The sequence below is a fragment of the Acidovorax cavernicola genome (assembly GCF_003581445.1).
Genome location: NZ_QXMN01000043.1, coordinates 1 through 15,419, shown reverse-complemented (window position 1 = coordinate 15,419; position 15,419 = coordinate 1). Strand labels below are relative to the sequence as shown.

At 59.9% G+C, this 15,419-nt stretch carries 12 protein-coding genes; 8 read left to right on the top strand and 4 right to left on the bottom strand.

Annotated features, from left to right (window positions below):
• The first annotated feature begins 56 nt into the window (after positions 1-56).
• From D3H34_RS25285 to D3H34_RS25260, 6 genes are all read left to right on the top strand, one after another.
• A complete protein-coding gene (locus D3H34_RS25285) occupies positions 57-686 on the top strand; it encodes a D-sedoheptulose-7-phosphate isomerase (protein ID WP_119556988.1) in 630 nt (209 codons plus the stop codon).
• An 82-nt stretch (positions 687-768) separates the two neighbouring features.
• Positions 769-1,728, top strand: coding sequence for an SDR family NAD(P)-dependent oxidoreductase (locus D3H34_RS25280; protein ID WP_119556987.1), 960 nt, complete (start codon positions 769-771; stop codon positions 1,726-1,728).
• Positions 1,725-3,638: an HAD-IIIA family hydrolase gene (locus D3H34_RS25275; RefSeq protein WP_119556986.1), complete on the top strand. Its 1,914-nt coding sequence runs from the start codon at positions 1,725-1,727 to the stop codon at positions 3,636-3,638. Before D3H34_RS25280 ends, D3H34_RS25275 begins: the two co-directional genes overlap by 4 nt.
• Entirely contained in the window at positions 3,635-4,624 is a 990-nt protein-coding gene (locus tag D3H34_RS25270) for a GHMP family kinase ATP-binding protein (RefSeq protein WP_119556985.1), read from the top strand. Before D3H34_RS25275 ends, D3H34_RS25270 begins: the two co-directional genes overlap by 4 nt.
• Positions 4,625-4,697: 73 nt before the next feature.
• A complete protein-coding gene (locus tag D3H34_RS25265; RefSeq protein WP_119556984.1) occupies positions 4,698-6,587 on the top strand; it encodes a glycosyltransferase family 2 protein in 1,890 nt (629 codons plus the stop codon).
• Positions 6,584-8,557: a rhamnan synthesis F family protein gene (locus D3H34_RS25260; RefSeq protein ID WP_119556983.1), complete on the top strand. Its 1,974-nt coding sequence runs from the start codon at positions 6,584-6,586 to the stop codon at positions 8,555-8,557. Before D3H34_RS25265 ends, D3H34_RS25260 begins: the two co-directional genes overlap by 4 nt.
• 168 nt (positions 8,558-8,725) lie before the next feature.
• On the opposite strand, the gene D3H34_RS25255 is transcribed toward D3H34_RS25260, so the two are convergent.
• Positions 8,726-9,427, bottom strand: coding sequence for an ABC transporter ATP-binding protein (locus D3H34_RS25255; RefSeq protein ID WP_119556982.1), 702 nt, complete (start codon positions 9,425-9,427; stop codon positions 8,726-8,728).
• Positions 9,428-9,430: 3 nt separating this feature from the next.
• Positions 9,431-10,198: an ABC transporter permease gene (locus D3H34_RS25250; RefSeq protein WP_286186214.1), complete on the bottom strand. Its 768-nt coding sequence runs from the start codon at positions 10,196-10,198 to the stop codon at positions 9,431-9,433.
• A 354-nt stretch (positions 10,199-10,552) separates the two neighbouring features.
• On the opposite strand from D3H34_RS25250, the gene D3H34_RS25245 reads away from it, so the two are divergent.
• Together D3H34_RS25245 and D3H34_RS25240 are read left to right on the top strand one after the other, a co-directional pair.
• Positions 10,553-11,557: a glycosyltransferase family 2 protein gene (locus D3H34_RS25245; RefSeq protein WP_350308486.1), complete on the top strand. Its 1,005-nt coding sequence runs from the start codon at positions 10,553-10,555 to the stop codon at positions 11,555-11,557.
• 31 nt (positions 11,558-11,588) lie between these two features.
• Positions 11,589-12,632 (top strand): glycosyltransferase family 2 protein, encoded by a 1,044-nt coding sequence (locus D3H34_RS25240; RefSeq protein ID WP_286186213.1) that lies wholly within the window; start codon positions 11,589-11,591, stop codon positions 12,630-12,632.
• Between the two features lie 40 nt (positions 12,633-12,672).
• On the opposite strand, the gene D3H34_RS25235 is transcribed toward D3H34_RS25240, so the two are convergent.
• The gene (locus D3H34_RS25235; RefSeq protein WP_119556978.1) at positions 12,673-14,694 is read right to left on the bottom strand and encodes an acyltransferase family protein; all 2,022 of its coding nucleotides are present in this window, start codon (positions 14,692-14,694) and stop codon (positions 12,673-12,675) included.
• 85 nt (positions 14,695-14,779) lie between these two features.
• On the bottom strand, positions 14,780-15,419 hold a 640-nt coding region (locus D3H34_RS25230), incomplete at its 5' end, for a glycosyltransferase family 2 protein (RefSeq protein ID WP_119556977.1).

Here is a 15,419-nt window from a genome sequence, read left to right as displayed (position 1 = left end):
AGCCATCGGATCTGTCTGCCACTCAATATTTTTATAACTCCTACCCCCGAATTTTTATGCCTACATTCTTTCCAGAACACCAGATACCAGATGCTGGGCTGTACGCGGATGCGTATTTCGAAAGAATCAACGCTGCAGCCAAGACGGTGGATCGTGGGGCGCTGGCTGCCGCCGGGCGCCTTCTTGCGGAGCGCGCAGCCCAAGGAAAGATGATCTTTTCATGCGGCAACGGGGGGTCGGCAGCCATTTCCAACCACCTGGTCTGCGATTGCATGAAAGGCGTTCGCAGCAACAGCTGGCTGAAGCCGAAGGTGAACAGCCTCTCGTCCGCTGTCGAATTGATTACCGCGATCGTCAACGATATCGGCCCCGACGAGATGTTCTCGTTCCAGTTGACGTCCATGGCGTCCGAAGGAGACGTCCTCATCGCGATCAGCTCGTCCGGCGCCTCGCCCAACATCATCAAGGCGCTCAATGCGGCGCGTGAGATGAAGATGGCAACGATTGCCATGACCGGGTTTGCGGGTGGCGATGCAGCTCGCCTCGCCGACGTCAGTCTTCACGTGGATGCGCAGAACTATGGTGTCGTCGAGGATGTGCATCAGTCGCTCATGCACATCCTGGCGCAATACCTTCGCCAGAGTCACCTGACAGATCCCTCCCTGCTGGGAACGCTCAAGTTCTAGCATCTGACATGCCGGCCTGGACAAGCAATTTCTAGCTCTTTAGGTCTGCTGTCACCCAAGGCCTTCCTATTGTGAGATCCCAATGAAATTGCACCTGATCACTGGTGGCGCTGGTTTTGTCGCTGTCAACCTGACACGCCGTCTGCTTCAAGAAGGTAGCGCCGTTCTGGCCCTGGATGATTTGTCGCGTGGACGGCGTGAGCTGGTGGCGGAATTCGACAGCAATCCTTCTTTCATTTTTCGGCAGGTGGACTGCTCCGATCTTGAGGCCTTGTCGGCTGCAATCCAAGAGGTTGGCGCACCTGTTGCTCATGTCTGGCATCTGGCCGCCAATTCGGACATCCCGGCTGGAGTGACTGATCCGCGCATTGATCGCGATCGTACATTCCTGACCACTTTTGCCGTGCTCGAAGCCATGCGCCGGCACGAGATTCCGGAGTTGCACTTCGCGTCGAGCTCGGCCATCTATGGCGATCTCGGCGAACGTGAAATTCATGAAGACATCGGTCCGTTGCAGCCGATCTCCAATTACGGGGCCATGAAGCTGGCATCGGAAGTGCAAATCCGGGCGGCAGTCGAAGCGTTCCTCCCGCGTGCAGACATCTTCCGATTCCCGAACGTCATCGGTGTACCGGCAACGCATGGCGTCATCTTCGATTTCATCCGCAAGCTGAAGGCAACCCCTGACCAACTGCAGGTTCTCGGGAACGGCACGCAGCAGAAGGCGTATCTGCACGTCGACGATCTGATCGACGCCATGCTGCACGTGAGCCGGATCGAGGGGCGCTACAACGTGTTCAACATCGGCCCGAAGGACGATGGCGTCACGGTGCGAATGATTGCGCAGACAGTGCGTGACCGGGTCTCCCCGAAAGCGGAAATCGTCTTCGGCGAGGGCAATCGCGGCTGGGTGGGCGATGTGCCGCGCTTCCGTTATTCAACCCAGCGTCTGGCTGCCAGCGGCTGGAGCCCTCAGCTGGATTCCACTCAAGCCATGGTGCGTGCGGTCGACGAGATCGCACGCGAGGAGCTGGCGGAGTGACGCAAGCGGTCATTCTTGCGGGTGGCAAGGGCACCCGGCTGGCACAGCGCCTGAACGGGCGGCCCAAGCCTCTCGTGGATGTCAATGGCACGCCATTGCTGGAGCTTCAGGTTCGCACGCTCGCGCATCACGGGATCGATGACGTCGTCGTTCTGGTCAACCATGCGGCAGACCAGATCCAAGCCTTCTTCGAGCAGCGCCAGTTTCCCAGTCGGGTGCGTCTTTTCGACGATGGCGAGCCGCGCGGGACGGCGGGTGCCCTCTTGGCATGTCTGGACGAACTGGACGATCGATTCATCGTCGTCTATGGCGACACGCTGTTCGATATCGATATCGGGCACATGCTGGCTGCGCACGAGGCGTCCGGCGCGGATGTCACCCTGCTGCTGCATCCGAACGATCATCCGGCAGATTCGGACCTCGTGGAGGTCGATGCATCGGGCCGGGTGCGGGCATTTCATGGGTACCCGCACCCGAGCGGCGCCGAGTTGCGTAATCTCGTCAACGCTGCCTTCTACATCGTCGAAAAGAAGGCGCTCCTGGCGCGGCGCGACTTTCCCGTACCCTGTGACTTCGCCAAGGACCTCTTCCCGGCCATGGTGCGCGCTGGCGCGCACATCTCAGGCTACGTCAGCTTCGAGTACATCAAGGACCTGGGCACCCCGAAGCGGCTCGACAAGGTGGAAAAGCACCTTCGTTCAGGCGTTGTCGAACGAGCCAGCCGGACGCACCTGCAAAAAGCCGTGTTCCTGGATCGGGACGGAACCCTCAACGCGCTTCGCGACTATGTCCGCCGGCCCGAGGATCTCGAGCTTCTGCCGCACGCCGCCGAAGCTGTGCGTGCATTCAACAACGCGGAATACCGCGTTGTTGTGGTGACGAATCAACCGGTGCTGGCGCGTGGGGAGGCCAGCTTCGACGACTTGCAGCGCATCCACAACCGGCTGGAAAGCCGGCTGGGCGATGCCGGTGCCTATGTCGACGCGATCTACTTTTGCCCGCACCATCCCGATGCCGGTTTTGAGGGCGAAGTGTCCGCGCTGAAAATCGGATGCGATTGCCGAAAGCCTCAACCCGGCATGATGCGCCAAGCCATGACGGCGATGAATATCCAGGCCGCTGACTCCTGGATGGTCGGCGACAGCACCGCCGACATGCTGGCCGCGCGGCGAGCCGGGCTGCGTTCGGTCTTGCTGGAAACCGGGGAAGCGGGGCGCGATGGCAAGTTCACAGCGGCACCGGATTTTCGTTTTGCACACATTGGCGATGCAGCGCGCTTCATCGTTCACATGTATCCGCTGCTTGTTGCTGCCATCAACGAATGGATGCTCAAAGTCCAGCCGGGCGATCTGGTGTTGATCGGTGGCTTGGCGCGCAGTGGGAAGTCGACCATTGCCGGCGTACTGAAGGCTGAACTCGTGGCTCGCACGCTGGACGCTCATGTGCTGTCGCTCGATCGCTGGCTGCGTCCCGCTGCCGAACGACGCGCCAGCGTGCTGGGGCGCTATGCCTTGGAAGAAGCGCAAGAAGATCTCAAAGACTGGCTCGACGGTCGCACGGTAGACGCTGACTTGCCGTCCTACGACCGGATGCGTCGCGACCGGGGCCTGCCCGAGCGCACGGTGCTGGCACAGGACGCGGTCTTGATTTTGGAGGGTGTCCCTGCGCTGCTCGCCGATTGGCGGAGCGAGCGGCGGATCTGGCGTCTCCATATCGACGCGGACGAGGTTTCGCGGCGCGTTCGCGTCGAAGTCGACCTCATCGCACGGGGCTTGGCTGATGCACAAGGGGCGGCCCAAGCCTACGAGCAGCGACAGCAAGACGAAACGCCCTTGGTGACCGCTGCGCGGGCCAGGGCCGACAGCGTGCTCGATTTCGATTCCATTTTCTCCATTGATGACACGCCATGATCATTAGCCGGACACCGTTGCGGATGAGTTTTGTCGGCGGCGGAAGCGATCTGCCGAGCTACTACCGACAGCACGGCGGAGCGGTGTTGTCGACCGCTGTGGACAAGTATGTCTATGTGAGCGTCAACAAGAAGTTCGACGGTGGGATCCGCATCGCGTATTCCAAGACCGAAGAAGTTGACCACATCGAAAAGATCGAGCATCGCCTAGTTCGCGCGACGCTTCAAATGCTGGAAATTCCGGGAGGGATTGAAGTCACAAGCACTGCCGATATTCCATCGCGCGGCACCGGGCTGGGGTCCTCTAGTGCCTTTACCGTCGGCTTGATCAATGTCCTCTCGGCCTATCTGGGGCGGCATGTTTCGGCAGAACAGCTGGGGCGATTGAGTTGCGAAATTGAAATAGATCGCTGTGGCGAACCAATCGGAAAACAGGATCAGTACGCGTCAGCGTACGGTGGATTGAGTCTCATCGAATTCAAGCCAGATGATAGCGTCCTGGTGACGCCGCTCGTGCTGCAGCGAAAGATTCGAGAGGCCGTCGAAAGCAACATTCTTGTTTTCTATACGGGCATTACGCGCAGCGCCTCGGGGATTTTGAAAGAGCAGTCCTCGAATGTGGCCGACAGTGCAGGTAAGCAAAAAATGCTGAATCGCATGGTTGAGTTGGTCTATGAATTGCGCGACGAACTGCAGAGCGGCCATCTGGACTCGATGGGCGAAATTCTCGATGAGAACTGGCGGCTTAAAAAACAGTTGGCCTCGGGAATCACCAGCAACGCAATCGACGACTGGTATGTAAAGGCCAAGGTCAATGGCGCGCTCGGCGGCAAATTGTTGGGTGCTGGTGCCGGAGGGTTTTTGATGTTCTACGCACCGTCCGAGCGTCATGATGCGATCGAGAAGGCGCTTGGCCTACGTCGGATACATTTCGGATTCGAGCCTTTAGGAAGTCGAATCATTTTTTACAATCCGACTGATCTGTAGTTTGAATGAGCATATTCTTCGCGCTCGCATTTTTGCGCAAACTGCCACTTTGAATTAAAAAATAAAACTGCTCATGTATCCACCACGCGTATCAGTCGTCATTCCAACACGAAATTCCGAGAAATATCTGACGGAAGCGTTGGACAGCATTCTGGGGCAGACCTTCACGGATTTCGAATTGTTGATTGTTGATGACAACTCGACAGACGGCACTCTGGATCTCATTCGTGGCTATGAGGATGCACGCATCAAAGTCTTGAAAGGACCAGGCAAGGGCCTTGCTGCTGCATTGAACTTCGCTTTTCGCGAAGCGCGGGGTGAATTCATTGCACGCATGGATGCGGACGACATTGCGGAAGCAACGAGACTCGGGAAACAGGTGGCATTTCTCGACGAGCATCTCGACGTGGGGGTATGCGGCACAAAGTTTCAGCAGTTCATGGATGGTGACGCCATTCACCATCACATGGAGAACGTCCGCTATGCCGACATGCTCATGGGCTGCTATATCGCGCACCCCACGGCAATGCTGCGACGTCAATTGTTCGTTGAAAACAATCTTTTCTACGACGAATCGATGCGTTTCAGCGAGGATTACGATTTGTGGACGCGTGCCATTCGCGTCACGAAACTGGGAAATGTTCAGGAGATCCTGCTTCGCTATCGTCGACACAACGAAAGCGCGTCGATTGCCCACATGGATGAGATGCATCGGCTGGATGTCGGTGTCAAGCTCCGGATGATCGGGTACTTGGTGGGCGATCTGTCGCCAGCTGATGTGGAACTGGTTACGACGATGCTGACAGGCGGGTCCGGCAATGAGGCGGCCGAACTCGATATGCTGGCGAAATTGATGGCTTCCATCAAGCGCCCCGACCTTTGCTCACCGCTTGAGCTGGCCTCCGTGTTTCATCAGATCAAGCCACTGCCCCAAGATGATTTCGTTCGCCTGTGCAAAGACGTTATCCGCGAAATTCCGATCTTCATCATCTCGTTCAATCACCTGACGTATCTGCAGGCGAGCATTGCGTACTTCGAACAGGCAGGATTCAAGAACATCCATATCATTGACAATGCGTCGTCCTATCCGCCACTTGTCGAATACCTGCGTGCCTCGCCTCACAGAGTGCACTACATGGGTGTCAATTACAAACACACAGTATTGTTCGACTCATTGAAATTCAAGGAGATCGTCGATTCGAAGTATTTCGTCTTGACCGACCCGGATGTTCTGCCCGTCGACGAATGCCCGTTTGAATTCTTGTATGCCTTCCTTGATGTCTTGTTGAGCCATCCGGCGAAGAACAAGATCGGTTTTTCCCTCAAGCTGGACGATCTGCCCGATCACTACGAGTTGAAGGAGAATGTTCTAAAATGGGAAGGTCGATTTTACGAAAAAGTGAAAGAGCACGGCGCGCTGAAAATTTACGATGCACCAGTGGATACGACATTTGCGCTGTATCGCCCGCGAAAAGAATGGCGCACATCCGATTTCTTCTCGGCATTTCGAATGGCCTACCCCTATGAGGCAAGGCATTTGCCGTGGTATAGGGATCTTTCAAGGCTGACGGACGAAGAGCTTTTCTATCGTAGCCTGGATCAAGGAAGTAGTAACTGGAACGGCACGATGAGCGCCGAGCAGCTCCACAAGAAATATGGTACGGGTGTGGCACCGGATGCAAATGCCGATCAGTCGAAAGATCTGGATGCGCAAGCCGCGTTGACAGGTAAATTCAGTGATACCTTTCAACGCCGCCGTGTTGGTGAATTGCGTGGGTATTTTCTCAATGGGCGCTGGCCATTGCTCAATTTGCTAACTGTCCCTGGTGAGAGCATTTGTACCACGCTTTATGTATTCGGAAAAATTCCCTTGATGAGCAAGATCACGGACAGTCAGCATCACACACATCGGCTGTTCGGCATAATTCCGATCTGGAAGAAGGACAAGGAGGATATTGAATGAAGCGCTTGTGCCTTTTTGCCGGATATAGTCCTGAAGGTAAGATTGACGACTATGTTGTTCATTATCTGCGTGAGCTTTCAAATTTTTCTGATATCTATTACCAGGCAGCAAATGAAGTCAGCGAGGGAGAGCTTCAGAAGCTGGATGTGATTGCTTGTGGTCAATGGGCGGAGGCACACGAGAAGTACGATTTCGGCTCATGGCAAAAATTGATCTTCCGACTGGGATGGCAGGAGTTGAAAAAGTATGATGCTGTGATTCTTGCGAATGACAGCAATTACGGTCCTGTGCGAGACTTTGCGGAGATTTTTACTCGCATGGATGCGGCCGGTTTGGATGCTTGGGGCATTACCGAGAACTACGGCAACACGCGGCATCTGCAGAGCTATTTCCTTGTGCTGAACCGATCTGTTGTCGAAAGTGCAATGTTTCGGGATTTCTTCGAATCCATTGCGGTTGAGGAATCAAAGCAGAAAATATGCGAAAAATATGAGATCGGCCTCAGCAGGCGATTGGCTCAGAATGGGTTCTCCTTCGCATCCTTGATTGATCGCTCCGTTCTTGAAATTCCGTTCGGTGCGGATATCTCGACCTATCAAAACACACTTCTTCAGAAGGGCTCGCCATTCCTGAAGCGCAAGGTGTTTTCATCTCGCGACTTTGCAAATGAAGACCTCACGCTGACACGAACGCTGTTGGAAGAGCTGAAGTACCCATTTGACTGGATCGCTCTCCCTGCGCCGCTGCAAGAGCCGAAAGGCGAGGGCAGCCCGGACATGCAATCGGAAGCACTTGCGAAGGACGCTATGGACTTCCAAGCGCAAGCGGGGTCCCCGCCTGCGGCGCTGTCCATTCGCGCCGTGATTAAGCGGATGCTGTGGCCGCTCTACCTGCCATTCAAAGCGCGGGTGGTCGACAAGCTGGCTGGCATCGAGCAGCGGGTCGGTCATCTGGCGGAAAGGACCGTCAAGATCGATGGTGATGTTGGCAATCTGCGAGGCTCGGTCAATGGCTTGATCGATGGGTTGCCCAGTTTCTTTGTCGATGTTCGTGCGCAGATGTCAGGCTTGGCCCAAGGGTCGCGGGACGCGGCTGCGCAAATTGCAGCCCTCCAGGTTCAGATGGCGGCGCTCGCTCAGAGCTCGACAAACACGGTCGCCCATGTGAGTGACGTCCAGACGTCCGTCGCGGAGCTGCACGGGCATCTGGATTGGGTGCAGCGGGATATCCTGATTGCGTTGATGTCGAAGATCGATCTCAGGAGCTTGCAGGGCTTCAAGTGCGTCACGGACTATCCGGTGGCCTATGACAGCCCGGACCACATTCATCCCGTAGGAACCGTTCTCGATCACACGCGGCATCCGCGCTTTATCCGCGCGTGTGAGGACTTCTTTGGTGATTCTGGCAAGCAGTTGTCCTTCTTGGACCTCGGCTGCTCGGCCGGGGGAATGGTGCTTGATGCAATCCTCCGGGGCCATGTGGGCGTTGGCCTGGAGGGAAGCGACATCTCCAGGCTCCAGCAACGTGCTGAATGGCGGCTCCTTCGCGATTCCCTCTTCACGTGTGACGTGACGCGCCCCTTCGCGCTGGGCCGTGGCGAGACCGAAACGTTCAAGTTCGACGTGATCTCAGCCTGGGAAGTGCTCGAGCATCTGACGGCCGATGGAGTCGAGGGTCTGTTTGCCAATCTTGCGCGTCATACCCGTCCGGGAAGCATCTTCGCCTGCTCGATCTCCCAGGTGGATGGCGGCTTCACGGAGGATGGCACCCCCTTGCACCAGACGTTGGAGCCGCTTCCTTGGTGGCAGGAGCGAGCCGCAAAACACGGCTTTGACGTGCTGGATTCCGAGGCGTTCCTACCGCTGGACTTCGCTCGGGGCAATGGCAATTCCAGCGTCTACTACCGCCCGGCGCACAGCTATCAGGAGAAGGAGGGTGATTGCTTCCTCGTCGTTTTTCAGCGTCAATGAGGCGAGCGAGCCACTAAGCTGAATTGCTGGCCCACGGCCCGTCTGCAGACGGGTCACGGCTGGCATGCTGTGGCTCAGCACATTTCCTGGGTGCGCGATCCTCGGTCAGTCGCAACTACCTGTAGCGCGGCGGTGGTATGCCGAGCCAACGACTTTCCACGCGGGATCTCAGCTTTCGACGATCCGCCCATGCTCCATATGGATCACGCGATTGCACTCCTTGGCAATCAACTCGGGCGAATGGGAGGCCAAGACCAAGATGCCTGACTTCGACACCACGTCGCGCATCCGCTTCTCGGCCTTCTCTGTGAACGCGGCGTCACCCACCGACAGCCATTCGTCCATCAGCAGAATGTCGGCTTCGACGCTGGTGGAGATGGAGAATGCCAGCCGCATCATCATGCCGGTCGAGTAGGTGCGCACGGGCATGTTGACGTATTCGCCCAGTCCGCTGAACTCGCAGATATCGGGCGTAAGTCGTTCGATTTCCTTCATGCTCATGCCCATCACGAGGCCGCGCAGCATGATGTTCTCGATGCCGGTTGCGTCCATCTCGATGCCCAGTGCGGGATCGATCAGGCTGGCCACGGAGCCTTGGCGCGTGAATTCACCCGCCGAAGGCTCGTAGACACCCGCCAGTGTGCGTAGCAGCGTGGACTTGCCCGCGCCGTTGTGGCCGACCAGGCCCAGCCGATCACCGCTCTTGAGCTCGAGATTGAGGCCGCTAAGCGCTTGCACCACGGTGACTCCGGTTTCCTTGCCGAAGCGACCGCCAGTGACCGACGCCGCCAGCGTTTTCTTGAGCGATGCCGAGCCCGCTCCATAGATGGGGAAGCTGACCGAAACGTTCTTGAGAGAAATGGATGCCATGGATCAGAGCCAGTAGACGACGCGGCGGCGGTATTTGACGAAAAGCACGCTCGCGATGGACACGCACAGCACGGTCCACACGCCGATGCCGATCCAGCTGTGCAGGTGCGCCTCGCCGCCCATGAGAGGTGTGCGCAGCAGGTCGAGCATCTGTGCGAAGGGATTCCACAGCACGTACTTGGCGCGGCCTGGAAGGTTCTCGGGCAGCCAGAACACGGGTGTGAGGAACATCAGCATCTGCATGACGCTGGTGACGATCTGGGTCACGTCGCGGTAGCGCGTGCAGATGAGGCCCAGCAACAGGCCGAGGGCGTGGGCGTTGATGATGAGGATCACGAAGGCGGGAATGATCAGTAGCACCGACCACGACAGCGAGACGCCGGCCCAGATTGCAACGGGGATGTACAGCACGATCTGGTGAAGGAACTGGATCAGGTTGCGCGCAAGGCCTCGCCAGACGAACAGGCTGATGGGAAAGTAGCCCTGTTTGAGATAGTTGGACGAGCCGACGAAGGCATTGCAGGCATCGGTGACCACCGCGGAGAACGTCCCCCAGAAGATCACACCCAACGCCAGGTGCGGGAAGAACTTGTCCAGATGGGTGCCGAAGAGCGATGCATACAGTGGCCCCATGCCTCCGATCATGACGCCCATGCTCAGCGTGAGCCACAGCGGCCCCAGCATGGAACGGCGATAGCGCAGCACGATATCGAACCAAGCCAGCGTCCACCAGATGTCGGTGCGGCGGGTGCCTTCCCACCAGTCGGCCAAGGGGCTTCGATGGAGATTGGAATGAACTTGGCTCATGCGTGTGCGTCAGTGTTTTTTGTCTGCCATGCGGACGACGGTGTGCAGGGTCAGGTTCCCACCGCCGCATGACACGGCGATGAGCAAAAGCGCTTCGTGGCCGAGGGAGTCAAGCGGAATTTCTTGGAGGGCTATGGCCGGATGGCCGGAACGGTGCTCGTGCGAGCCCGTGCATTTTATTCAGAGTATCAACTGAGAGATAATTTTACCGGCTCCGGTTCCGCTGCAATTCGTAACCATGGAAGAGCCCACCGCTCCCCCGATCGGACGGGCTGCGGCTGCCATCGGCAGCATGCCCGACAGAAAATCGATCCACCCATGCGTATGTCCTGCCCCCCCGAAATCTCCGTCGCCCTGTGCACCTACAACGGGGCCCGCTTCCTGCGTGAACAGGTGCGCAGCATCTGCCTGCAGACCTTGCCGCCGATCGAGATTGTGCTGTCCGACGACGCCTCGCGCGACGGCTCGGTCGCGGTCGTGCGCGTCACGGTCGCCGAATGCGCGGCGGAGCGCCCGGGGCCGCCCATCGCACTGCGGGTCTTCGAGAACCCCGTGGCCCTGCGGGTCGTCAAAAACTTCGAGCAGGCCATCTCCGCCTGCACGGGCGACCTGATCGCGCTGAGCGACCAGGATGACGTGTGGGTGCCCGACCGGCTTGAGCGGATGGTGGCGCCTTTCGTGCAGGACGAAAACCTGTGGCTGTTGCACACCGACGCGCGCCTGGTGGATTCGCAAGGCCGCGACCTGGGTAACACGCTGTTCCATGCGCTGGAGGTCACGCCGTCCGAAATCGAGCGGATTCATACCGGGCGGGCTTTCGACGTGTTCCTGCGTCGCAACCTCGTGACCGGCGCCACCACGGTTTTCCGTCGTGGGCTGCTCGCCGATGCGCTGCCGCTGCCTGTTGAATGGGTGCACGATGAGTGGCTGGGAATCGTGGCGTCAGCCACGTCACGGGTCGACCTGCTGGAAGAGCCGCTCATCGAATACCGCCAGCACGAATCCAACCAGATCGGCGCCCGCCGCGACTCGTTCAAGGAAAAAGTGCGCAAGGCACTCGCCTCGCGAGGCAACACGCACGTCGAACGCGCGATCAAGGCCGAGCTGCTGCTGGAGCGCCTGCTGCAGCTGGGCGATCGCGTGCCCCCCGAGATCATCGACAAGGTGCGCAGCAAGATCGTTCACCAGCGTTTCCGCGCTGCTCTGCCGGCCTCGCGCCTGGCCCGGTGCGTGCCGGTCCTACGTGAAGCCATGACCGGCCGCTACGACAAGTTCGGCCGCGGGGTGCGCGGCGTGGTCCGCGATCTCTTCGAATCCGTCTGACACAACAACAATGAATTCCTCCCACACCCCCATGCACTCTTCCCAGCCCAGTGAGCCGTCGGCCTGGCCGAACGTCGTGGTCATCATTCCGTTCTACAACGGGGCCGATTTCATCGAGCGTTCGGTGAAGAGCGTGTTCGAGCAGTCGGTGCCCGCGCACGAGGTGATCGTGGTCAACGACGGCTCGCGTCCCGAGGAGCGCGCGGCGCTCGATGCGCTGGCCGAGCGCTATCCCTTTCGCATCATCGACAAGGAAAACGGCGGCCAGGGTTCGGCGCGCAACGCCGGCGTGAAGGCCTCCACCTCGGACTTCATCTGTTTTCTCGACCAGGACGACTTCTACCTGCCCAACCACATCGAGACGCTGGCGGCCGCGATCCCGCCCGGCGATCGACTGTTTGGCTATGTCTACGCCGACCTGTACGAGGCCGATGCCGAGGGCAACGTGATCCGTACCGGCGTGATCAAGGAGCATGCCACCCACCCCAAGCGCAACATCAACGACCTGCTGCGCAACGACATGTTCGTGCTGCCGTCGGCCGCGCTGGTGAGCCGCAAGGCCTTCGAGGCCGTCGACGGGTTCGATTCGCAGTTCATGGGCTTCGAGGACGATGACCTTTTCCTGCGCATCTTCCGCAAGGGGTTCAGCAACTACTTCGTGGACAAGGCCGTCACCGTCTGGTGCATCCACACGGCGAGCACATCCTTCGGTATCCGGATGATCCGCAGCCGCTTCAAGTACTTCAAGAAGCTCACCGAAATGTTCCCGGACGAGCATCTGCGGGGGCGCTACTACCTCCGCGACTTCCTGGTGCCTCGCTTCCAGCCGTATTTCGTCAACCACGCGATCGAGTCGATCAAGAACGACGATCAGTACCGTGAGGAGATGAGCGCGATCCTCAACGAGTACGGTGCGATGGTGCTGAACAACCCCTACGTGGGGCGCAAGAAGAAGCTGCGCCTGCGGATCACGCTGTTCCTGCTCAACCACTGCCCGCCGAGCGTGGTGCGCCTCGTCGGGGCAGTGACGAAGTTGCCAGGCATTCGCAGCCTGCGCAAGATCTACAAGACCTGATTCACACCGCGCCCGCCCGGGGGGCGCTGTGATCGCATCCCTAGCGCGCCGGCGCCGGTGTCGTCATCGCCGGGTCCATGTAGGTGGCGTGCGTGCGCACGTATTCGGCGCGCAGGTGGCCTGCGTCCTTGTAGATCGGCGTGGCGTCGGCGTCCGCGCGAATGCACTGATCTTTTTCGCACAGCGTCGGAATCGGATCGATCACGATGGCGCCGCTGCGCTGTGCGATCTGGCGCATGCGCTCGTGCAATGCCTTCTGTTTTGGCGCCCAGGGCGCAGTCGGCGACATGCGTCCGACAGTCATGTTGCCCAAGCGGCCACCTTTCACGAATTCTTCGGGACCGAAGCCATCGCCGACCGGGTTGTCCAGCAGCAGGTAGACCTGCTTGTGTTTGGAGAGGGCCGTCATCACAGTTTCGAGCGTGTTCAATGCGAAGTCCGCGCCACCGCCGCCCATGAAGCGGCGCTTGTTCTTGCCGTCGAGGTAGTAGTAGCGGTCTGCCGCCGCGTCCTCGGCGGTGGGCTTGTCGGTCACCGAGAAGTAGCAGTTCCAGCAAGCGCCGAAGACCACTGCATCGAACTTGTCGCTCACTGCCAGGCGCATGCCGCCGTCGCGCCGCTGCGCACAGAGGTTGTTCTGCTCGTCGACAACGTTCGGAATTGGCGGGCAGGCACCCCAGGTCGAGAACGACAGTGAATCGAGCGTGTTCGGCGCGATCTTGCTCAACTCCACTGCGCGCGGCCCGTACTGCTCGATGTGGCTGTCGCCGAAGAACAGCACCCGACGCTTGCCATGTCCAATCTGCTGGAGAACTTCGCCATCGACGTTGATCGGGCTCATGCCATCTGGATACGCCCAGTCCTTCGCCGCAGCGGCCGTCTTGTTGAAATAAGGATCACTGTGGCGCCCGACGTAGTAGCGGGTCGTCGCCAGCATGCCGAGCACCACGAAGCCGACCATGACCGCCACCAGCCCTGCCGTCACTGTGGGGTTCTCGCTGCGGCGCGTGTAGCGCTCGACGAAGCGGTAGGTCAGCCACGCGAGCACGAACGACGCGACCAGCATCAGCGCGCGGATGCCGTCCGACGGCAGCTTGCCTTCGAGGATGCGCGCGTAGGCCAGCAGCGGCCAGTGCCAGAGGTAGAGCGGGTAGCTGATCAGGCCGACCCAGACCATCGGCTTGGAAGCCAGCACGTAGCGGTTGAGCACACCGCTCGGTCCCGCCGCGATGCAGAAGAAGGCGCCCACAGAGGGCAGGATGGCCCAGAAGCCCGGGAATGCCTTGCCGCCACGGATGTAGCACAGGCCCAGGATGATCAGTACAAGGCCGGCGATCGACTGCGCATGGCGGGTCCAGCCCGGCTTCGGCGGTGGGCGATGAAGACGGGCATAAGCCAGCATGCCGCCGATCATCAGTTCCCAGAAGCGCGACAGCGGCGAGTAGAACGCGGCCGTGCGATGGCTGTGGATGGTCGTCACGTTGAGCAGGAACGACATCGCCGCCACCGTGCCGAGCACCGTGAGCATGCGCCACTTGCGCTTCCAGGCCAGGCCCAGCAGCACGGGCCAGAAGATGTAGAACTGCTCCTCGATGGCCAGCGACCACAGGTGCAGCAGCGGCTTGGTCTCGGCGGCGTTGTCGAAGTAGCCGGCCTCGCTCCAGAAGGCGAAGTTCGAGACGAAGCCCGCGCCCGCGGCCACGTGCTTGCCCAGCTGTTCCCATTCGTGCGGCAGCAGGGCGAACCAGCCGAAGGCCATGGTGGCCAGCAGCACCAGCGCCAGCGCCGGGAAGATCCGCTTCACGCGGCGCGCGTAGAACTCGCGGTAGCTGAAGCCGTCGCCCTGGAAGCTGCCCAGGATGATGGTGGTGATCAGGAAGCCCGAGATGACGAAGAAGATGTCGACACCGATGAAGCCGCCTTTGATCCACTGCGGGAACGCGTGGTACGCGAGCACCGAGAGCACCGCGACGGCGCGCAGCCCGTCGATGTCGGGGCGGTATTTCGGGTGAACCAGGTGGGCGTGTTCAGTGAGAGGGGGAGGGCTGCTCGGTGTCGTCATCGTCGGTGCTGAAAGCGGCGCTTGCGGGCTCGGTGCGGGGCTTTTCGGCCTCGATTGTCCCTGCAAACGTCGCGGCGCCCTTTTTTCAGGCGGTGGTGCGCTGCAGTCGCCGGTACCGCCAGAAGGCCCCCGACAGCCAGACCTTGAGCAGGCTGGTCACGTGCCAGTACAGGTATTTCTTGCTGCGATGGCTGGCGCGCTGGGCGTCGTGGCGTGCGCGCAGGTCTTCGGCGACCTGGAGCTTCCAGCCGGCCAGCCGGGTGCGGGCGCAGATGTCGAAGTCTTCCCCGTACATGAAGAAGCGCTCGTCGAAGCCGCCGATCTGGCGGTAGGCCTGGCTGCGGAACAGCATGAACAGGCCGGGAATCCAGGCCGGTATGGCCGGCGGCTGGTAGCCGGGCTTCTTGCGGCCCAGGATCTCGAAAGGGGTCAGCAGGGCGCGGTGCGGCTCGGGCACGGGCCGGCCCGACTCCAGGATGCGCGGCGTCATCAGGCCGGCATCGGGCGCGGCCTGGGCGAGCATCGGGGCGAGCACGTCGCTGTCGAAGCGGATGTCGGGGTTGAGCACCAGGAACCAGGGCGTGTCGCAACGCGCGAAGGCCTGGTTGTGGTTGGCGCCGAAGCCCAGGGGCGCCGGGTTCTCGATGCGCTCGATGGCGAAGCCCCAGGGGCGTCCCGCGGTCAGGTCGGTCTCGGGAATGTTCAGCGTGAGCACGACCTTGGCG

Bases quoted from the DNA above. Each gene is read 5' to 3' on its own strand.
- D3H34_RS25285 (WP_119556988.1), top strand. From the start codon at position 57: ATGCCTACATTCTTTCCAGAACACCAGATACCAGATGCTGGGCTGTAC.
- D3H34_RS25280 (WP_119556987.1), top strand. From the start codon at position 769: ATGAAATTGCACCTGATCACTGGTGGCGCTGGTTTTGTCGCTGTCAAC.
- D3H34_RS25270 (WP_119556985.1), top strand. From the start codon at position 3,635: ATGATCATTAGCCGGACACCGTTGCGGATGAGTTTTGTCGGCGGCGGA.
- D3H34_RS25265 (WP_119556984.1), top strand. From the start codon at position 4,698: ATGTATCCACCACGCGTATCAGTCGTCATTCCAACACGAAATTCCGAG.
- D3H34_RS25260 (WP_119556983.1), top strand. From the start codon at position 6,584: ATGAAGCGCTTGTGCCTTTTTGCCGGATATAGTCCTGAAGGTAAGATT.
- D3H34_RS25255 (WP_119556982.1), bottom strand. From the start codon at position 9,427: ATGGCATCCATTTCTCTCAAGAACGTTTCGGTCAGCTTCCCCATCTAT.
- D3H34_RS25245 (WP_350308486.1), top strand. From the start codon at position 10,553: ATGCGTATGTCCTGCCCCCCCGAAATCTCCGTCGCCCTGTGCACCTAC.
- D3H34_RS25240 (WP_286186213.1), top strand. From the start codon at position 11,589: ATGCACTCTTCCCAGCCCAGTGAGCCGTCGGCCTGGCCGAACGTCGTG.
- D3H34_RS25235 (WP_119556978.1), bottom strand. From the start codon at position 14,694: ATGACGACACCGAGCAGCCCTCCCCCTCTCACTGAACACGCCCACCTG.